The sequence below is a fragment of the Nocardioides sp. Z21_20 genome, assembly GCF_059766585.1.
The window spans coordinates 71359-92088 of sequence record NZ_JCBAJX010000008.1 but is presented as its reverse complement, the minus strand read 5'-3'; the positions used below and the strand labels follow the sequence as shown (position 1 = coordinate 92088).

The following is a 20730-nucleotide window of genomic DNA, read 5'->3' as shown; positions in this document are numbered from 1 at the left end:
CGTGTCAGTGGGGCAACGCTACCCGAGGGGGGTTGATTCCCGGTCAGGCGGGAGCCGCCGACTCGTGCAGCATGGCAGACAGCGCCGACAGCGCGGCCGCACAGGTCCCCTCCCGGATCGCGTGCCGGTCCCCGTCCAAGGAGAGCGGGACGACCGTGGTCCCCGCAGGAGCGGCGACCGCCACGAAGACCGTGCCCACGTCCTTGTCCTCCTGCGTGCCCGGTCCGGCCACGCCGGTGGTGGCGAGCGCGTACGTGGCGCCGGTGAGCCGGCGTACCCCGTCGGCCATGGCGCGCGCACACTCGGCGGAGACCACGCCGTGCTCGGCCACCAGCTCCTGGGGCACGCCGAGCAGGCTCTCCTTCAGCGCGGTGGCGTAGGAGACCACGCCACCGAGGTAGACCTGCGAGGCCCCGGGGGCGTCGGTGAGCAGGGACGCGAGCAGGCCGCCGGTCAGCGACTCGGCCGTCACCACGGTCTCCTCACGCTCCTGCAGCAGCACGTGCAGATTGGCCGCCAGTGCGGCGATGGCCACGTCGCGTGGACCCTCCGAGTTGCTCACCGCGGGAATGTTGCCAGAGGGCCCCGACCCCAAACGTGGGCTACGCAACAGGGGGCCGCCCCGAAGGACGGCCCCCTGTGCGCAGTGAGTGGACTACCTGCGACGCACCACCCGGAAGGTGACCGTCTTCGTGCTGCGCTTGACGTTCCCGGCGCCCAGGTAGGTCACCTTGACCGTCTTGCGACCGGGCCGGCCGAACTTCGCCAGCCGGACCAGCGCCTTGCCCTGGCGCAGGGTCACCGTGCGGGCGTCCCGCCCGGCGACCCGGATGATGACCTTGCCGGTCGGCACGACGCCGGCCGCCCGGACGTTGATCCGCACCAACGGGCGGGTCCGCTTCGCGACCACCCGGCGCGTGAGGACCTTGAGCGACGTCACGGACTTCACCTTGGCCACGGCATCGGGGAGGAGGTCCAGCCCGAGGATCACCGGGTCGTGGTCGGAGGACCGGAACGGCGTCGGCTGGTGGAAGTCGGTGCCGTGGTAGTTGAACCGGCTGTACTCCAGCGGGAGGGCCTCACCGGAGTTGATGTTCCAGATGTCGGCGCCGGTGGCGGCCTTCATCGCCGCGGCGTTCGCGAGGACGTGGTCCAGCGAACCCGACAGACCGGAGAACGAGTAGGAGTACTCGTCGGCGGCGAACTCCGTGGCCACGTTCTGGTAGCCGGCGTCGCCGAGCACCTGCAGCGGGTCCTCCATCGCGTAGGAGTTGAAGTCGCCGGCCAGCAGCACCGCCTCGACCCCGAGCGCCGTCTGCACGGTCGGGATCCAGTCGCGCAGCGCCGTCGCCTGGGCGATGCGGTCCGGGTTGGCGTTGCCCTGCCCGGTGCCGTCGTCGACGCCGGAGCCCTTGGACTTGAAGTGGTTGACCACGAGCAGGAACGGCTCGCCGCCCTTCACCGGGGCGAAGGCCTGGGCGATCGGCTCGCGGGCGTTGTCGAACGCCTCGCCGGTGCCGCTCAGCTCGCCGAGCGCACGAGCGGCCCCGACGCGCTTGACCGAGTCGGCCTTGTAGATGATCGCGTTGGAGATGACGTCCATCTCCGCCGCCGGTGGGAGGTCGCTGGAGGACGGGTTCGCCGCCCACACCGCCCGCCCGGCGTCGGCGTTGAGCGCGGCGACCAGGGTCTCGGTGGCCTCGTCGGCGCTCTCACCGAGCTTCAGCGAGTTCTCGATCTCCATCAGGCCGACCACGTCGGCGTCGAGCGCGTTGATCGCCTTGACGATCTTGATCTGCTGACGCTCGAGGTCCTCCGGGTCCCAGGCGCCGCGCTGGTCGCAACCACCGCTGACGTTGGTGCCGTCGCCCGCACGGTCCTTGTAGGCCACGCAGCCGCCGTCACCGACGTTGTCGTCGTCGGCGTCCCCGAGGGTGGTGAAGTAGTTCAGCACGTTGAACGAGGCGACCTTGACGTCCGCCTTGCCGGCCGGGTCGAGGCGCTCCTCATCGGGTGCGGCGGTGCGGGTGTTCTCGAAGGTGGCCGGGGAGGCGGCGTTGTCCGGGCCGATCACCGGCGCCAGCGGCTGGAACCGGTAGGTCGGCGCGGTGGCCGAGCCGCCCTCGGTGAAGATCACCGGCGCGGTGAAGGTGACACCGGCGCCGACCCGAACCGGCTTGTCGTGGGAGATGTAGGCCGGGGTGAGGCCGCTGTTGGACGCCGAGGAGAAGTTCACCGACGAGGCGTCGTCGAGCTGGATGGCCCGCGCCGTGTTGTCGGCCTCGAGCGCCTGGATCGCGGCGGTGTCCTGCGCGTCCGCCACCTCGGTGGGCTGGATCAGCGGCTGGTCGCCCTGGGCCAGCCCGAGCTCACCGAACTGGTTGGTGTTGTAGGTGTTGGTGACGGTGAAGTCGCCAGCGGGCGCGTAGAGCATCCCCTCGAGGAGCTCCTTCTCCTCCCGCGTCGTGGGCCACTCGGTGGTGGTGGGCACCACCGGGTCGACCACGTCGGTGAGCTTGGCGATGTCGGCCGAGGCCGTCACGCTCACCTGGGTCATCCCGTTGTACTCCGCCACGGTGCCGGTCACCTGCACGAAGTCGCCCGGTGTGACGGTCACGGGTCGTGCTGAGGCCTCCTGGTAGACGAAGACGGCCTCGGACGAGGTGCGGGTGGACAGGTCCACGTCCGCGCCGCCGGAGCCGGGCCTCTGGAGGTAGAAGCCGTTGAGCCCGCCGGTGGGGTACGCCGCGGTGACCACACCGGTGGTGACGACCGTGGTGCCCGCCAGCGGGCTGGCCATGCCCGGACCCTGGATCTGCGCGATGCTGGCGGCCACCGGGTCCGGGGTCTCCACGGGAGGCTCACTCCCGCCGCCGGCGCCCGAGTTCTGGGGCGTGGGCGTGTTCGCCGTGAAGTCTGCGCTGTTGACGTCGGTGTCGCTGCCGGTGGCCGAGCGGCTGACCGAGGTGGAGTTGCTCATCGCCGGAGCCGCGGTGGTCTCGAAGACGTTGCTGGCGACCCCCACGAGGTCCACCACGGTGCTGTGACCGGCCGTGGCGAAGGCACCGGTCCCGGGGTTCACCGGGGTCGTGTTTCTGACCAGCATGGCCGTGCCGTTGGAGCCGCCCATGTTGATCGAGCCGGCGACGTCCGGGGTGGGCAGCTCGACGGTTCCGCCGGCACCGGGGCCCTGGCCGACGAGGAAGTGGCTCTTGGCCGGCACGCTCCCGGTCAGCGGCGTGACCCCGGTGGCGGCGGCCGTGCCGGTGCCGCTGCGCCACTGGACCGACCAGCCGGCCACCGAGATGGCGGCGTCGGTGGGGTTGTAGATCTCGATGAAGTCGTTCTTGAGGGTGGCACCGCTGTTGCCGCCGCCGCCGTAGACCTCGCTGATCACGAGGCCGGTACCGGCGGGGTCGGCCGCAGCCGTGGGAGTGACGAGACCGGTGACCGCGAAACCGAGGGCGACGCCCACGGTGATTCGCTTCCGGGTTGAGGACATGAAAGGGCCCTTCGAAAGAGGGAGATGCGGGGAACGACGACGCCGGGCAAGGGTCCGGAGCCGCCGGGGCGCGGGGACCGGCCGTGGCCGGCCCCCGCGCGGGGTTCAGCGGCGTCGCACGTGGATGCGGACGACCTTCTTGCTCGCCTTGACCGACTCGTCGCCGAAGTAGCGCACGGTGACCGTCTTCATGCCGCGGGCGGCGTAGGGGCGCACCGTGAAGGTGGCGACGCCGTCCACGACGCGTCGCGTGTAGAGCTTGCCGCCGGTGCGCAGCGTGACCTTGCCGGTGGCCGAGACACCCGCTGCGGCCACGTTGACCCGGAACGTCGGGCGGCTCTTCTTGGCGCGGACCTTGTTGGCCGGCTTCTTGACCTGCAGGGCCGAGGAGACCTTGACCTTCTCGACGGGCACCGAGACGGTCGTGCCCGAGGGCTGGGCCACGATCTCGATCACCGTCGAGGCACGCACCGTGTGAGGCACGGTGAAGGCCACGTCGGCGGAGCCGGCGGTGACGGCGATGTCCTTGGCCACCGGGACCCGGTCCTCACCGGTCACGGCGAAGACCTCGAGCGAGGTGTTCGCCGGGCTGCCCAGCGAGGTCAGGTCGAGCTTCGACAGGGTGAACTTGACCGCCGAGCCGCTCCGCACGGAGGCGGGCAGGCCGGACGCCTCGACCTGCTGGCGCGCGAAGTCGGGCGTGATCGGGGAGTTGTCCCTGAGGTAGGCACGCCACATGTCGGCGTCGAGCAGACCGGTGTCGGTCATCGTCCCGGACGTGAACGCCCGGAAGTTGTCGCCGCCCGCCGCGAGGAACGACAGCGTCGAGACGGTGTACGTCGCGGCCGGGTCGATCGGCTTGCCGTCGAGCCAGATCGAGGTGATCCGCTGCCCGGCCGGCTTGGCCGAGTCGGCGGTGACCCGCACGTTGTCGGACAGCCCCAGCTGCAGGTAGGGCCGCGAGGGGACCGCGCCTGCGGCGTCGGTCTGCCACTGCTGCTCCAGCACGGCCTTGATCTGAGCGCCGGTCATCTCGACCAGCGCGACCGTGTTGTTGAACGGCAGCACCGCGTTGGCCTCGGCGTAGGTGACCACACCGTCGCCGTTCGCGGGGTTGGCGGCCGTGTTCCCGGCGTACAGCAGCTCCGCGCGCAGGCCGCCGGGGTTGGTGATGCCCAGGTCGACCTCGGCGAAGTCGATGCCGTCGCGCAGGGCGTTGCCGACCAGGCCGCCGAGCGTGGACTCCGAGGCCCGGTCGTCGCGGCTGCCGCCGACGTAGGCGGTGGTGACGTCGCCGGTGATCGCGCCGATCGGCTGGTTGCCCACCTCCGCGGCCTCCGCCAGGGCGGCGTCGGTGATCGTCTTGACCTCGGCGACCCGGGGGAAGCTCAGGTCCTCGGTCGCGACGCGGGCGACGTTCTGCTGGGTGTGCGCCGAGACCTCACCCGTCACGGAGTCGACCGTCAGGGTGATCTGGCCGATGTTCTCGCCGTACGAGCCGGTCTGCAGCACCGGCCGGGTCTTGCCGGCGGCGCCGGGGACGGGAGCCACCCAGGCGTACTGCTTGTGGGTGTGTCCGGTGAAGATGGCGTCCACGTCGGCGGAGGTCTTCGTGACGATGTCGGCGAAGGTGCCGCCGGCGGCGACCTCCTGCTCGAGCGTGCTGTTGTCGGGGGTGCCGGCGCCGGCGCCCTCGTGGTACTCGGCGACGATGACGTCGGCCTCGCCGTTGTCCTCGTTGCCGTCGGAGAGCTGGGCGGCGACCCGGTTCGTGGCGACCACCGGGTCCCCGAAGGTCAGACCCTGCACGCCCGTGGGAGAGACCATGGCGGGGGTCTCCTCGGTCACGGTGCCGATGACGCCGACGGTCAGTCCGCCTGCCTCGACCAGCGCGAACTCCTCGAGTGCCGGGGTCGTGGTGCCCTTGGTGTAGACGTTGGCGCCGAGGTAGTCCCACTGCGCCGCGTCCGTGACACGGCCGGTCAGGTCGTCGAACCCGTTGTCGAACTCGTGGTTGCCGACCGCGGAGGTGGCGAGGTCGAGCGCGTTCAGCACGTCGAGGGTCGGCTGGTCGTCCTGGTGGCTGGAGGCGAACAGCGAAGCACCGATGTTGTCGCCGGCCGAGAGCAGGACCGTGCTGTCCTCTCCCCCGGTGGCGCGCAGCCGCTCGACGGTGGTGGCGAACTTCGTCGTGTTGGCGTCGATGCGGCCGTGGAAGTCGTTGATGTTCAGCAGGGTGATCTCGACCGGGTCGGCGGCCTGCGCCGGCGCCATGAAGACGGTCAGGGGCGCGGCGACGAGGCTGAGCCCCACCCCCGCGGTCAGGGCCCGAAGACCCCGTCGTGCCGGGCTGCTACCCGGCGATGAGTGGCTGGAGTACAAGGCAAAACCTTTCCAGAAGGCGATTCGCGCGGAGGGTGGAGCGCGGTCACCATAACGCCGCGAGGCGTACCGAAAAGGTGCTTTCGGGTGTCGATTGCATGACGGAAAGTTCGTGGTCCGAACACGTGCCCGGAGAAGCTCCGGCTCAGCGCCGGCGCAGCTGGTGGCGCTGGCGCCACACGTCGCGGAAGAACTCGTAGCCCGACCACATCGTCATCGCCACCGCGCCCGCCAGGCACACCTGGAACGCGTAGAACAGCACCTCGCCGACCGACTCCATCGCGCCGTCGAGATGCAGCAGCGGCAGCGACAGCCCGCCCAGCGCCACGGCCTGCAGGGTGGTCTTGATCTTGCCGCTCTGGCTGGCCGCGATCACCACGGACTTCAGCACCGAGAGCCGCAGCAGCGTCACGCTCCACTCGCGCAGCAGCACGACGATGGTGACCCACCACCAGACCTCGCCGACCACCGAGAGCCCGATCAGCGCCATCCCGGTGATCGCCTTGTCCGCGATCGGGTCCGCGATCTTGCCGAAGTCGGTGACGATGTTGCGGGCCCGGGCGATGTCACCGTCGATCTTGTCGGTGAGCATGGCCAGCCCGAAGATGACGAAGGCCACCGTGCGCCACAGCACCGAGTCGCCGCCGTCGGCGAGCAGGGCCCAGCCGAAGAACGGCACCATCACGATGCGCAGGGTGGTCAGCGCGTTGGGCAGGTTCCAGTTGGTGGTGGCGGCGCTGGTCTCGGTCATCCCCGGCCCCCGTCCACCTGGGCGACCAGGTCGACGCCCTCGGTGTCGATCACCGTGGCGCTCACCAGGTCGCCGATGCGTACGTCGTGCGGCGCGCCCTCGAGCAGCGTCGTCCCATCCACCTCCGGGCCCTGGTGGGCGGCTCGCCCCTCCACCACGCCGTCCTCGAGCGACTCCACGAGCACCTCGACCCGCTCGCCGATCCGCTCCTCGGCGCGCTGGGCGTTGAGCTCCTCGACGAGCCCGGTGACGTGCTCGGTGCGGGCGCGGACCTCGTCCTCGTCCAGCTTCGCCTGGTACGTCGCGGCCTCGGTGCCGTCCTCGTCGGAGTAGCCGAAGACGCCGGTCACGTCGAGGCGCGCGGCCTCCAGGAAGTCGCACAGGGTCTGCAGCTCGTCCTCGGTCTCGCCGGGGAAGCCGACGATCACGTTGGAGCGGATGCCGGCCTGCGGCGCGAGCGCGCGGATCTGCTCGAGCAGCCCGAGGAAGCTGTCAGGGTCGCCGAAGCGGCGCATCCGGCGCAGCACCGTGGCGCTGGCGTGCTGGAAGGACAGGTCGAAGTAGGGCACCACGCCGGGGGTGGAGGCGATCGCCTCGATCAGACCGGGCCGGGTCTCGGCGGGCTGGAGATAGGAGACCCGCACCCGGGCGATGCCCTCGATCGCGGCGAGGTCGGGGAGCATCGTCTCGAGCAGGCGCAGGTCGCCGAGGTCCTTGCCGTAGGACGTGGAGTTCTCGCTGACCAGGAACAGCTCGCGGACGTCCTGGGTGGCCAGCCACTGGGCCTCCTGGAGCACGTCGCTGGGGCGGCGGCTGACGAACGATCCGCGGAAGCTGGGGATGGCGCAGAAGGTGCAGCGTCGGTCGCAGCCGCTGGCCAGCTTGAGCGGCGCCATCGGACCGCCCTCCAGGCGGCGCCGCATGGCGCGGGGCCCGCTGACCGGGGCGACCCCGTCCGGCAGGTCGGTCACCGCGTGGCCGGGGACGCTGAGCGTGCTCGCGTCGCGCTCGACCGGGGAGATCGGCAGCAGCCGGCGCCGGTCCTGAGGGGTGTGCGCGTGGTGGGTCTCGCCGGCGACGATCGAGCGCAGCCGGGCGGCGATGTCGGGGTAGTCGTCGAAGCCGAGCACCGCGTCCGCCTCGGGCAGGGACTCGGCCAGCTCGTTGCCGTACCGCTCGGCCAGGCAGCCGACCGCCACGACGGCCTGCGGGCGACCGGACTCCTTGAGGTCCGCGGCCTCCAGCAGGGTGTCCACGGAGTCCTTCTTGGCGGCCTCGACGAAGCCGCAGGTGTTGACCACCACGGTGTCGGCCTCGGCCGGGTCGTCGACCAGGCGGAAGCCGTCGGCCTCGAGCCGGCCGGCCAGCTCCTCGGAGTCGACCTCGTTGCGTGCGCAGCCCAGGGTCACCATCGCGACCGACAACAGCGTGCGGTTCGGCGCGACCCCGACCTCAGCAGCGGGCTGGGTGGGCACGTGGACAGTCGGGAGGGCGGTGGCTTCAGTCGTCATAGTCGTATCCGAGTATGGCGGTCGGGCGCGGCCGAGTCGAAACGCGCGCCGCACCCGACCGTGCGCGGCAGGTGGTCTCGTCAGCGGCGAACGACGAAGACACCCTCACCGGACTGCCCCGGCCGCCCGAGCGTGCCGCGCTTCTCACCGTCGACGGTGACCGAGATCGCTCCGGCGTCGGTGGCCGAGATGCGCACCGGAGGGGCCACCCGCAGACGCTTGACCTCCCCCATCGCCAGGTCGCTCTCCCAGACGACGGCGCCGCCGTCCCCGGTGACCTTGAGGTGCGCCCCACCCTTGGTCGCACGCAGCACCACCGGGACGGTCGGCACCGAGGCGGGGGCCGCGCCGCCGACCGAGCCGTTCAGGCCGGGGGCCTGCTGCAGCTCGACGGGGGTGTCCATCACCAGACGGGCGATCGACCAGGCCAGCACGACGACCATGATCGCGGCGATCAGCGCCGACCAGTTCGGTCCGCCCCGCGTCCCTCGGATGGTCCCGTGCGCCCCGGTGGCCAGCTCCGCCTCGAACACCCGGCGTGCGTTGATCGGCGCGTCGGCGTACCGCTCGTCGTACGACGCCAGCAGCGGCGCCGCGTCCACGCCTAGCACCCGGGCCAGCGTGCGCAGGTGGCCGCGGGCATAGAAGTCCCCACCACAGGGCGCGAAGTCGTCGACCTCGATCGACTCGATCACGTGCGGGCGGATCCGGGTCCGCTCCGCGAGCTGGTCGACGGTGAGCGAGAGCCGGGTGCGAGCCGCGCACAGCTCGGGCCCGATCACCGGGTCCTCCGCCGGCTCGACCGCGAAGTCGTCGATGACCAGCGGCTCGACCGACTCGCCGGCGGTGGCGATCGGCCGGACCCGGTCACCCCACACCTGGGTGTCCTCGACCAGGTTGACGCTGCCGGGGCGGCGCAGCTCGCGCGCCTGGGGCGCCTCGTCGGCGGGGACGCTCGCCTCGCGGTGGACCTCCGCCCGCGCGCCGGCCCGGGTGGTGCGCAGCGGCGCCGGAGTGGCGCTGGCGGTGAGACCCGCGACCGGCTCGCTGGACGGCGCGACCGCGTCCGGGGACACGTCGTCGCGCAGGTCCTCGCTTCCCACGTCCTGGGCGGCTTCCTGGTCGGCGTCCTGGTCGGCGTCCTGGTCGGCGCGCGCGGGCAGCCTCGGCAGCCGCGCGGCGGCCTGGGAGATGGCGTGCGCCGCGAGCGGGCCGAGTCGGCGCAGACGCGACAGCGGCGCCTCGGTGGGCTCGTCCTCGGGGTGCGTCGTGGCCTGCTCGGACCGGTCGACGGGCGCCGGCTCCGCGTCGGCGCGCCGCTCGTGATCAGGGGTGTCCGCGACGGCGTCCGGCTCGTCGGCGACGACGACCTCGGGCACCAGCTCCACGACGTTCACCGACGCACCGGCGAGCCGCTCCAGGGCGACCGTGAGGTCGCCCTCGGCGCCGACCACGCGGGTGGCCAGGCCGAGCGGCACCGCGAAGGGCGCGCCGTGCAGGCGGGTGGCGACCCGGGTCTGGCGCCGTCCGGCGGCGTCGAGCTCCTCGAGGAAGCGCTCGGGGCTGCGGGCCACCAGCGCGAGCCGGCCGTCGCGCAGGATCCCGCGGCGCGGCGAGTGCTCGACCCGGTCCAGGGCGCCCCACGGCAGCCCGCGCCAGGTGCGCCCGAGCCGGATCCGCACCCCGTGCGTGTCGGCCACCAGCAGCGGCGTGCGGGAGTCGACGAAGTTCCACAGGTGCATGCTGCCGAGCGCGCCCATCACCAGCACCAGCGTCCAGTCGAGGACCGCACCGGTCTGGGCCGCGCGACTCAGGTAGGCGATCGCGACCGCGGAGGCGGTCGCGCCCACCAGCGCCGAGAGGCCGGCGTTGCGGCGCACCTCGACGACGGCGGGCACCTCGCGCTGGCCGCCGAGCGGCCCGTGCGGCGTCACCGCCGTCGCCTCGGTCCCGGCCGGCTGAGCGCCGGGCTCGGCGGCGTGCCCGTCCACGGCCACCAGCGGCTCGGGGACGAAGACGCGGTTCGGACGGTGGTCCCGGGCTTCTGCTGCACTCACTGTTGTTCCCCCTGGATGATGGCGATGACGCCGTCGACCTCGTCGGGCTTGACCAGCACGTCGCGTGCCTTCGAGCCCTCGCTGGGCCCGACCACGCCGCGACTCTCGAGGATGTCCATCAGGCGACCTGCCTTGGCGAAGCCCACCCGGAGCTTGCGCTGGAGCATCGAGGTCGATCCGAACTGAGTGGAGACGACGAGCTCGATGGCCTGGATGGCCAGGTCGAGGTCGTCCCCGATGTCGTCGTCGAGGTCGCGCTTGCTCGAGGCCGGCGCGGTGACGTCGTCGCGATAGCTCGGCTCGAGCTGGCCGCGCACGTGCTTGACGACCTGCGCGATCTCGGCCTCGTTGACCCACGAGCCCTGCACGCGCACCGGCTTGGAGGCGCCCATCGGCAGGAACAGCCCGTCACCCTGGCCGACCAGCTTCTCGGCGCCCGGCTGGTCGAGGATGACCCGGCTGTCGGTGACCGAGGACGTGGCGAACGCCAGCCGCGAGGGCACGTTGGCCTTGATCAGGCCGGTCACCACGTCGACCGAGGGACGCTGGGTGGCCAGCACCAGGTGGATGCCGGCGGCGCGCGCCAGCTGGGTGATCCGGACGACCGCGTCCTCGACGTCGCGGGGCGCGACCATCATCAGGTCGGCGAGCTCGTCGACGACCACCACCAGGTACGGGTACGGCGTGAGCTCGCGCTCGCTGCCCGGCGGCACCTCGACCTTGCCCGCGCGGACCGCCTTGTTGAAGTCGTCCACGTGGCGGAAGCCGAAGTTGGCCAGGTCGTCGTAGCGCAGGTCCATCTCGCGCACGACCCAGGCCAGTGCCTCGGCGGCCTTCTTGGGGTTGGTGATGATCGGGGTGATCAGGTGCGGGATGCCCTCGTAGATGTTCAGCTCGACCCGCTTGGGGTCGACCAGGATCATCCGCACCTCGTCGGGGGTCGAGCGCATCAGCAGCGAGGTGATCATCGAGTTGATGAACGACGACTTGCCCGAGCCGGTGGCGCCGGCGACCAGCATGTGCGGCATCTTCGCCAGGTTGGCGACCACGAACCCGCCCTCGACGTCCTTGCCGAGTCCGACCACCATCGGGTGGTGGTCGTTGCGTGCGACGTTCGAGCGGAGCACGTCGCCGAGGGTGACGATCTCCTTGTCGCGGTTGGGGATCTCGATGCCGATCGCGGACTTGCCGGGGATCGGGCTGAGGATCCGCACGTCGGCGGAGGCGACCGCGTAGGCGATGTTCTTCGACAGCGCGGTGACCTTCTCCACCTTCACCGCGGGGCCGACCTCGACCTCGTAGCGGGTGACGGTCGGGCCGCGGGTGTAGCCGGTGACCTGGGCGTCGATGCCGAACTCGTCGAGCACCGTGGTCAGCCGCTCGACCACGTCGTCGCTGGCCTTCGAGCGCGGCTTGTGCGGCGAGCCGGGCTGGAGCAGGTCGTTGGCGGGCACCGTGTAGGCGATGTCGCCGGACAGCGACAGCTGCTCGACGCGGGCGGGCAGCGGGGAGTGCGGCGGCGGGACCAGCTCGTGCTTGTCCTCGACGAGCGGGGTCTCGGGCGCGTGCGGGGCCGAGGCGGGCGTGGCCATCACGTCGACGGCCGGCGCCGGCCCGGCGCCCTCGGCCAGCGCCACGTCCAGCGCGTCCTTCTTGCGCCGGCGCTTGCTGACCTCGCGGTCCTCGAGCACCGGGGTGTCGTAGGCGGGGTCGCCGCGCTCGGGGTCGATCTCGTCGTCGTCCTCGCCGCGGCGTCCGCGGGTGCGCATCGGCTGGGTGGGCTGCTCGTCCTCGTCGTAGGTGATGCCGAAGAGCCGGTCGCGGGCCTCCGCGAGACGGTGCGGCACCTGGTAGACCGGCGTCGCGGTGATCACCAGGACCCCGAAGACCCCGAGCAGGACCAGCAGCGGCACCACGACGTACGGCGTGCGGAGCAGGTCGAGCAGCAGGCTCGAGACGACGAAGCCCACCGCTCCCCCGGCCTCCTGCAGCGAGCTGGCGTCCCCGCGCACCGGCTGCGGGCTGCCGTTGGCGATGTGCACGATGCCGAGCACGCCGAAGCCGAGCGCGGTCCAGCCGATGGCCTGGCGTCCCGCGGGGCCGTTGTGCACCGGGTCGCGCATGTTGCGCCAGCCCACGTAGACGAGCATCAGCGGCACCAGCCAGCCGACCTTGCCCACCGAGCCGGCGACGATCGTGCGGGTGACCTCCATGAACCCGCCGGGCAGCTGGAACCAGACGGCGGCCGCGGCGACCAGCGCGACGCCGAGCAGCAGCAGGCCGGCGCCGTCACGACGGTGCTCGGGCTCCAGGTCGCGGGCGCTGCGGCCGATGCTGCGGGCCACCGACCCGACACCGTGGGCCACGCCGAGCCAGGTGGCGACGAGGGCGCGGGCGAGCGCGCCGAAGAGCCGGGCCACCGGACCGGGCCCGTTGCGGACCGCCCGGGGCGCCGGGCGCGCCGGAGCGCGCTTGCCGCTCGCGCCGGACTTTCCGCGCGATGCGGTGGATCGGGTGCTTCCGGTACTCCTGGATCGGGTGCTCGAACCGCCCTTGGCCGCACTCTTGGTGCTGCTGCCTCGGGACGTGCTCGAGCTCCGCGACCCCGGCGGGGAAGACGTACGGGTCGCCATGCTCTGACCCTAGGTGAAAGTCACACGCGCATCACGCTTCACATGGAGCGTGTCGCGAGGCATCCCCGTGCTTATTCGGGACGTTCGACCCATGGCGCAGTGACGACCGACCCTGCAGACCGGGCAGGCCCAGTCATAGCGTCGATGAAGCTCCGGCGAAGTTCCGCTCGCACGCCAACCACACGGGCCTCTGTCCCGCAGCCGAAAGAAGAAGCGCCTTGGACGTTCTCGAGATTGCCCGATGGCAGTTCGGCATCATCACCGTCTACCACTTCCTCTTCGTCCCCATCACGATCGGCCTCTCGGCCATCGTCGCGTCCTTCGAGACGCTGTGGGTGTTCAAGAAGAGGCCCGAGTACCTGCGCCTGACCAAGTTCTTCGGGACGCTGTTCCTGATCAACTTCGCGCTCGGCCTGGTCACCGGCATCGTCCAGGAGTTCCAGTTCGGGATGAACTGGTCCGACTACAGCCGCTTCGTCGGTGACATCTTCGGCGCCCCGCTGGCCATCGAGGGCCTGCTGGCCTTCTTCCTGGAGTCCACCTTCCTCGGGCTGTGGATCTTCGGCTGGGACAAGCTCCCCCGTGGCCTGCACTGCGCCACCATGTGGATGGTGCACCTCGGCACCGCGTTCTCGGCGTACTTCATCCTCGCCGCCAACTCCTGGATGCAGCACCCGGTCGGCTACGAGTACAGCGCCGAGAACGGCCGCGCGGAGCTGGTCGACTTCTGGGCGGTGATGTTCAACAAGGTCCAGCTGGTGACGTTCCCGCACGTGATGGCCGCGGCGACCATGACCGGCGGCGCCTTCGTGCTCGGCGTCAGCGCCTGGCTCTACCTGCGCCGCAAGACCGCCGAGGGCGACCGCCCGATGTACCGGATCGGCATCCGCGCCGGCGCCCTGGTCACGCTGATCGCCGGGCTCGGCGTCGCCGTCACCGGCGACCTGCAGGGCAAGGTGATGACCGAGGTCCAGCCGATGAAGATGGCGGCCGCGGAGGGCCTCTACGAGACCGCCGAGAGCTGCGCGCCGTTCTCGATCTTCACCGTCGGCACCCCCGACGGCAAGGAGGAGAAGTTCGCGCTCACCGTGCCGTGTCTGCTGAGCTACCTGGGCACCGGCAGCTTCGACGGCGAGGTCCAGGGCATCAACGAGCTGCGCGAGACCTACGCCGAGGAGTTCGGCCAGGACCCGGGCGCGGCGTACTACCACGCCGGCGACTACGTCCCCTCGATCCCGGTGACCTACTGGAGCTTCCGGTTCATGATCGGGCTCGGCGTCTTCGCCGCCGCCGGTGCCGCGCTGATCCTGTGGGCGACCCGCAAGGGCCGGGTGCCCAACAACGTGTGGTGGGCGCGGCTGGCCGTCGTGCTCCCGCTCGCCGTGGTCTTCGCGAACTCGTGGGGCTGGCTGTTCACCGAGCTCGGCCGCCAGCCGTGGGTGGTGTACGGGCTGATGACCGTGGGGAACGCCGTGTCCCCGGGCGTCAGCACCACCGAGGCCTGGATCTCGCTGCTCTCGCTGACGCTGGTCTACGCGGTCCTCGCCGTGATCGAGATCGGGCTCACCCTGAAGTACGTGAAGGCCGGTGCCCCCGAGTTCCAGGAGCCGCCGGACCCCGGCAACACCCCGGCCGACGACGACGCTCCCCTGACCTTCGCCTACTGAGGACATCGCCATGGAACTCACCACTGTCTGGTTCATCCTCATCGCCGTCCTATGGATCGGCTACTTCACCCTCGAGGGCTTCGACTTCGGGGTGGGCATGCTGCTGCCCGTCCTGGCCAAGAGCGACACCGAGCGCCGGGTCATGATCAACACCATCGGCCCGGTCTGGGACGGCAACGAGGTGTGGGTCCTGGTCGCCGGCGGCGCCACCTTCGCCGCCTTCCCGGAGTGGTACGCCACCCTCTTCAGCGGCTTCTACCTGCCGCTGCTGCTGATCCTGCTGGCGCTGATCGTGCGCAACCTCGGCTTCGAGTACCGCCACAAGCGCCCGGAGAAGCAGTGGCAGTCGCGCTGGACCAGCGCCATCATCGTCGGCTCGTTCCTGCCGGCGCTGCTGTGGGGCGTGGCCTTCGCCAACATCGTCGGCGGCGTGCCGATCGACGCCGACAAGGAGTTCACCGGCTCGCTGTTCACGCTGCTGAACCCCTACGGCCTGCTCGGCGGCCTGGTCACCCTGCTGCTCTTCCTCACCCACGGCGCGATGTTCGTGGCCCTGAAGACCGACGGCGACATCCGCCACCGGGCCCGCGACCTCGCGGTCAAGCTCGGCGCCGGCGCCGCCGTGGTCGCGGTGATCTTCCTGGTCTGGACCCAGGCCGAGACCGGCACCCTGGCCTCCGCCGTCGCGTTCGTGGCGGCCGCGCTCGCCCTGGTCGCCGGGATCCTCGCGGCGATGGCCGGGCGCGAGGGCTGGGGCTTCCTCGGCACGTTCGTGACCATCGGGCTGGCCGTCGCCGGCCTCTTCCTGGCGCTGTTCCCCGACGTGATGCCCTCGACCACCGACGCGGCGTTCTCGCTGAACACCACCAACGCGGCCGCCACGTCGTACACGCTGACGGTGATGACCTGGGTCGCCGCGATCTTCACCCCGATCGTGCTGGGCTACCAGGCCTGGACCTACTGGGTGTTCCGCAAGCGCATCTCCATCCACCACATCCCGACCGCAGAGCTGGCCGCCAGCGGCAAGTGAGCACGACGACGGCGCCGCCCGTGGGTGACCCCCCGGTGCGGCGCCCTCGTCTGTCACGCTGGATCCAGACCGAACGCCGACGAACCAGGACCGCTGCGTGAAGCCCCTCGACCCCCGTGTCCTCCCCCACCTGCGCCCCGCTCGCGCCTCGCTGGCGGTGGTCGTGGTGGGCAACCTCCTCGCCGGCGTGCTGCTGGTGGCGCAGGCGTTCGCGCTCGCGACCCTGGTCACCCGGCTGGTCACCGGCGGCTGGGAGGCCGACCTCTCCGGCGACGGCTGGGCCGGGCCGGCGCTGGCCCTGCTCGCCATCACCCTCGGGCGTGGACTCCTCGGCGCCCTGGTCGACACCGCCGCCTCCCGGGCCGCGGGACAGGTGGCCACCCACCTGCGCCGTACCGTCCTGCAGCGCGCGCTCGACCTGGACGCGCTCAGCCGCGCCTCGCACCGCTCCGGGGAGCTGGGCCTGCTCGCCACCCGTGGCGTCGCGGCGGTCGAGCCGTACCTCACCCGCTACCTGCCGACGCTGGTGCTGGCCGGAGTGCTGCCGGCGCTGACGGTGCTGGCGATCGCCACCCAGGACTGGCTCTCCGCGCTGGTGGTGGTGCTGACGCTGCCGCTGATCCCGGTCTTCGCGGTGCTGATCGGGATGAGCACCCGCGACCGCGCCGACCGGGAGTGGCGCATCCTGAGCCAGCTCTCGGGCCACTTCGTCGACGTGGTGCGCGGGCTGCCGACGCTCGTCGCGCACCGCCGGGCGCGGGCACAGGCGCCCCGGATCCGCGCGATCACCGACCGCTACCGACGCGCCAACGCCGACGTCCTCAAGCTCGCGTTCGCCTCCTCGGCCGCACTCGAGCTGATCGCGACGATCTCGGTGGCCCTGGTCGCGGTCCTCGTCGGCCTCCGCCTCGCCGCCGACGGCATGGAGCTGCAGACCGCTCTCACCGTGCTGCTGCTGGCCCCGGAGGCCTACTGGCCGCTGCGCCGCGTCGGCGCGGAGTTCCACGCCGCCGCCGAGGGCTCCGCGACCTTCGAGGCGATCCACGACCTCACCGCGCAGCCGCTGCCCGCCGCGGGCACCGAGCCGGCTCCGACCGGCCCGGTCCCGCTGCGCATCGACCGCCTGAGCGTGCGCTGGCCGGGCCGCGAGCAGCCGGCCCTCGAGGCGCTCGACGCCGGTATCCCGGCCCGCGGCCTCACCGTCGTCACCGGGCCGTCGGGGTGCGGCAAGAGCACGCTGCTCGCCGCGCTGCTGCGTGAGGTGCCGATCGCCGACGGCCTGGTCCGGGTGGGCGGTGTGGACCTGGCCTCCCTCGACCCCGACTCGTGGCGCTCGCGGGTGGCCCACGTCTCGCAGCGGCCCTGGCTCACCGACGGCACCCTGGCCGACAACGTCCGCATCGGCCGCCCCGACGCCGACGACGCCGCGGTGCTCGACGCGCTGTCGCGGGTGGACCTCACCGAGCTGGTCGAGGCGCTGCCGCTGGGCATCGACACCCCCCTCGGCGAGGACGGCGTCGGCCTCTCCGCCGGACAGCGCGCCCGCCTCGCGCTGGCGCGGGTGATCGTCTCCGAGCGCCCCTTCGTGCTCCTCGACGAGCCCACCGCCCACCTCGATGCCGCCACCGAGGACGTGCTGCTGCGCACCCTGCGCGACCTCGCCCGCGATCACTGCGTGCTCGCCGTCGCCCACAGCCAGGCGCTCGTCGACGCCGCGGACACGGTGGTGGCGTTGACGGCGCGGGACTCTGTGGTGGCTCCGGATGCCCCGGCGGCGCCGGTTTCCCCGGTCCAGTCGCCGAACCTGCACGTCCCAGGTGAAGGAACGCGTGGGAAGCGCGGGGATCGCGACTCGACCGGGGAAACCGACGACCCCGCCCCCTCCCGCCCCCGCGCCCGCCTCGCCCTGGCCACCCTGCTCGGCGTGCTGGCCTCGACGTCGGGGATCGCGCTGACCGCCACCGCCGGCTGGCTGATCGTCCGGGCCGCCGAGCACCCGCCGGTGCTGATGCTGATGGTCGCGATCGTCGGGGTGCGCACCTTCGGCCTCGCCCGGCCCGCGCTGCGCTACGCCGAGCGGCTGACCTCGCACGACGTGGCCCTGCGCGAGCTGGCCGAGCGCCGCGCCAGCGTGTACGACGCGCTCGTGCCGCTGGTGCCCGGGCGGCTCGGCCGGCACCGCGGGGACCTGCTGGCCTCCGTGGTCGACGACGTGGACGCGCTGCTCGACGACCAGCTGCGGGTCCGGATGCCGCTGGTCACCTGGCTGGGCGCCGGCGCGGTCACCACGCTGGTCGCGACCTGGTTCCTGCCCGCCGCCGGCCTGGTCACCGCCGCGCTGGTGCTCCTCACCGGCACGCTGACCTGGGCGACCGCCCGCTACGGTACGGCGCGGCACGCGGCCGAGCAGGTCACCGCCCGCGCCGAGCTGTCCCGGCGCAGCCTCTCGCTGCTGACCAACGCCCGCGACCTCGTCCAGTGGCAGGCGGGCGCGCGCGCCCTCGACCACGTCCAGCAGGCCGGCGCCGTGCTGGCCCGGGCCACCGACCGCACCACCCACTGGCTGGCCCTGGCCCGCACCTGGCCGATGCTGTCCGCCGGGCTGGGCGTGGTGCTGATGGCGGCCGTCGGCGGCGCCGCGCTGCGCGAGGGCGCCGTCTCGGGACCGGTCGTGGCGCTGCTCGTGCTGCTCCCGCTGGCCCTGGTCGACGTGCTCAGCCCGGTCGCCGACGCCGGCGCCCTGCAGGTCTCCACCCGCGCCGCCACCCGGCGCCTCGACGAGCTCACCACGCTGCCGCCCGCGGTGGCCGACCCGGTCGACCCGCTCACGCTGCCGAGCCCGCTGTCCCCCGCGGACGCCGCGGTCTGTCTCGACGAGGTGAAGGCCGCCTGGGAGGAGCGCGACGTGCTCGGGCCGATCTCGCTGGACCTCCCCCCGGGTCGCCGCATCGGCCTGGTCGGCCCCTCCGGCTCCGGCAAGTCCACGTTGGCCGCGGTCCTGGTGCGCTTCCTGGACCCGACCGCGGGCAGCTACCAGGTCGCCGGCATCGACGTGCGGGCCCTGGCCGCCGACGACGTACGGCGCGTGGTCGGGCTGCTCGACGACGACCCCTACCTGTTCGGCTCCACCCTGGTGGAGAACGTCCGGCTCGCCGCCCCCGACGCCGACGACGCCCAGGTGGAGACGGCGCTGCGGGCCGCCCGGCTCGGGGACTGGCTCGACGCGCTCCCCCAGGGTCTGCAGACCCGGCTCGGCGACGGTGGCGCGGCCGTCTCGGGCGGGGAGCGGGCCCGGATCGGCCTGGCCCGGATGCTGCTGGCCGACCACCGCGTGCTGGTCCTCGACGAGCCCACCGCCCACCTCGACACCCCGACCGCCCGCGCCGTCGCCGACGAGCTGCTGGCGGTCACCAGCGACCGCACGGTCGTGTGGATCACCCACGGCACCGTCGGGCTGGACCAGATGGACGAGATCGTCCGCCTCGGTCAGGAGGAGCCCCTCAGGACTCCACGACCACGGGGATGATCATCGGCCGGCGGTGGTGGGTGCGGCTCACCCAGCGCCCCACCACCCGCCGTACGATCTGCTGGAGCTGGTAGGCGTCGGTGGCGCCCTCCGCCCCGGCCCGGTCGAGCGCGTCGATGATCGGCTGCTTGATCTCCTCGAAGGTCGCGTCGTCCTCGGCGAAGCCGCGCGCGTGGATCTCCGGGCCGGCCGAGACCTTCCCGGTCACCGAGTCCACCACCACGATCACCGAGATGAAGCCCTCCTCGCCCAGGATCCGCCGGTCCTTCAGCGAGGACTCGGTGACGCCGCCGACGCTCGTGCCGTCGACGAACACGTAGCCGCACTCGACCTTCCCGGCGATCGAGGCCACCCCGTCGACGAGGTCGACGACCACGCCGTCCTCGGCGATCACCACCCGCTCGGACGGCACGCCGGTGGCCCGGGCCAGGGCCGCGTTGGCCTGCATGTGCCGGACCTCGCCGTGCACCGGCAGCACGTTGCCCGGCTTGACGATGTTGTAGCAGTACAGCAGCTCCCCGGCACTGGCGTGGCCGCTGACGTGCACCAGCGCGTTGCCCTTGTGCACCACCCGGGCCCCCCAGCGCGCGAGGCCGTTGATGACCCGGTAGACGGCGTTCTCGTTGCCCGGGATCAGCGAGCTGGCCAGGATGACGGTGTCGCCGTCCTCGATGTGCACGAAGTGGTGGTCGCGCTGCGCGATCCGGCTCAGCGCCGAGAGCGGCTCGCCCTGGGAGCCGGTCGAGATCAGCACCTGCCGCTCGGGCGCCAGCTGGGCCAGCTCCTTGGCGTCGAGCAGCACGCCCGGTGGGACGTGGAGGTAGCCCCGCTCGGCGGCGATGGCCATGTTGCGCACCATCGAGCGACCGACGTAGGCCACCTTGCGCCCGTGCGCGACCGCAGCGTCGAGGACCTGCTGCACCCGGTGCACGTGCGAGGCGAAGCAGGCCACGATGATCCGCTGGGTGCTGTGCTGGAAGGTGCGGTCCAGGACCGGGGCGATCTCCTGCTCCGAGGCGGTGAACCCCGGCACCTCGGCGTTGGTGGAGTCGGTGAGGAAGAGGTCGACGCCCTCCTCCCCCAGTCGCGCGAACGCCCGCAGGTCGGTGATCCGCCCGTCCAGCGGCAGCTGGTCCATCTTGAAGTCGCCGGTGTGCAGCACCATCCCGGCTCCGGTGCGGATGGCGACCGCCAGCGCGTCGGGGATGGAGTGGTTGACCGCCACGAACTCGAGGTCGAAGGGGCCGAAGGAGATCCGGTCCCCCTCGCGCACCACGTGGTGCACCGTCTCGCGCAGCCGGTGCTCGCGCAGCTTCGAGCCGAGCAGGGCCAGCGTCAGATCCGAGCCCACCAGCGGGATGTCCCCGCGCTCGCGCAGCAGGTACGGCGTGGCGCCGATGTGGTCCTCGTGGCCGTGGGTGAGGACCAGCGCCTCCACCCGGTCGAGCCGGTCCCGGATCGCGGCGAAGTCGGGCAGGATCAGGTCGACGCCGGGGTGGCGGTCCTCGGGGAAGAGCACCCCGCAGTCCACGATCAGCAGCCGGTCGTCGTACTCGAAGACCGTCATGTTGCGCCCGACCTCGCCGAGCCCGCCGAGCGGGATCACCCGCAGACCTCCCGGGGCGAGCGGCTCAGGCGCGGTCAGCTCCGGGTGCGGGTGGCTCATCTGTC

The 20730-nt window shown here is 72.2% G+C and carries 11 protein-coding genes; 3 read left to right on the top strand and 8 right to left on the bottom strand.

From position 1 onward, the window contains the following. Window positions 1–43: 43 nt before the first annotated feature. The 7 genes from AC6EH9_RS13715 to AC6EH9_RS13685 form a co-directional block, all read right to left on the bottom strand. The gene (locus AC6EH9_RS13715; protein ID WP_498423917.1) at window positions 44–562 is read right to left on the bottom strand and encodes a CinA family protein; all 519 of its coding nucleotides are present in this window, start codon (window positions 560–562) and stop codon (window positions 44–46) included. Window positions 563–655: 93 nt separating this feature from the next. Further along, on the bottom strand, window positions 656–3502 hold the full coding sequence (locus AC6EH9_RS13710; RefSeq protein WP_498423916.1) for an ExeM/NucH family extracellular endonuclease: 2847 nt from the start codon (window positions 3500–3502) through the stop codon (window positions 656–658). 105 nt (window positions 3503–3607) lie between these two features. Continuing rightward, complete coding sequence (locus tag AC6EH9_RS13705) at window positions 3608–5815, bottom strand: bifunctional metallophosphatase/5'-nucleotidase (protein ID WP_498423914.1); 2208 nt, start codon at window positions 5813–5815, stop codon at window positions 3608–3610. A 214-nt stretch (window positions 5816–6029) separates the two neighbouring features. Then, entirely contained in the window at window positions 6030–6635 is a 606-nt protein-coding gene (gene pgsA / locus AC6EH9_RS13700) for a CDP-diacylglycerol--glycerol-3-phosphate 3-phosphatidyltransferase (protein WP_498423912.1), read from the bottom strand. Beyond that, window positions 6632–8047, bottom strand: coding sequence for a 30S ribosomal protein S12 methylthiotransferase RimO (rimO, locus tag AC6EH9_RS13695; RefSeq protein WP_498424022.1), 1416 nt, complete (start codon window positions 8045–8047; stop codon window positions 6632–6634). Before rimO ends, pgsA begins: the two co-directional genes overlap by 4 nt. Before the next feature lie 179 nt (window positions 8048–8226). After that, window positions 8227–10203 (bottom strand): helix-turn-helix domain-containing protein, encoded by a 1977-nt coding sequence (locus tag AC6EH9_RS13690; protein WP_498423911.1) that lies wholly within the window; start codon window positions 10201–10203, stop codon window positions 8227–8229. Then, a complete protein-coding gene (locus tag AC6EH9_RS13685; protein WP_498423910.1) occupies window positions 10200–12836 on the bottom strand; it encodes a DNA translocase FtsK in 2637 nt (878 codons plus the stop codon). Before AC6EH9_RS13685 ends, AC6EH9_RS13690 begins: the two co-directional genes overlap by 4 nt. Window positions 12837–13054: 218 nt before the next feature. Here AC6EH9_RS13685 and AC6EH9_RS13680 point away from each other — a divergent pair, with 218 nt between their 5' ends. The 3 genes from AC6EH9_RS13680 (at window position 13055) to cydD (ending at window position 19059) form a co-directional block, all read left to right on the top strand. Beyond that, a complete protein-coding gene (locus AC6EH9_RS13680; RefSeq protein ID WP_498423909.1) occupies window positions 13055–14503 on the top strand; it encodes a cytochrome ubiquinol oxidase subunit I in 1449 nt (482 codons plus the stop codon). 10 nt (window positions 14504–14513) lie between these two features. Beyond that, entirely contained in the window at window positions 14514–15533 is a 1020-nt protein-coding gene (gene cydB / locus AC6EH9_RS13675) for a cytochrome d ubiquinol oxidase subunit II (RefSeq protein WP_498423908.1), read from the top strand. A 97-nt stretch (window positions 15534–15630) separates the two neighbouring features. Further along, a complete protein-coding gene (gene cydD / locus AC6EH9_RS13670; RefSeq protein ID WP_498423907.1) occupies window positions 15631–19059 on the top strand; it encodes a thiol reductant ABC exporter subunit CydD in 3429 nt (1142 codons plus the stop codon). On the opposite strand, the gene AC6EH9_RS13665 is transcribed toward cydD, so the two are convergent. Further along, a complete protein-coding gene (locus tag AC6EH9_RS13665; RefSeq protein ID WP_498423906.1) occupies window positions 19034–20725 on the bottom strand; it encodes a ribonuclease J in 1692 nt (563 codons plus the stop codon). The two genes, cydD and AC6EH9_RS13665, sit on opposite strands and share 26 nt — an antisense overlap. Window positions 20726–20730 lie beyond the last annotated feature (5 nt).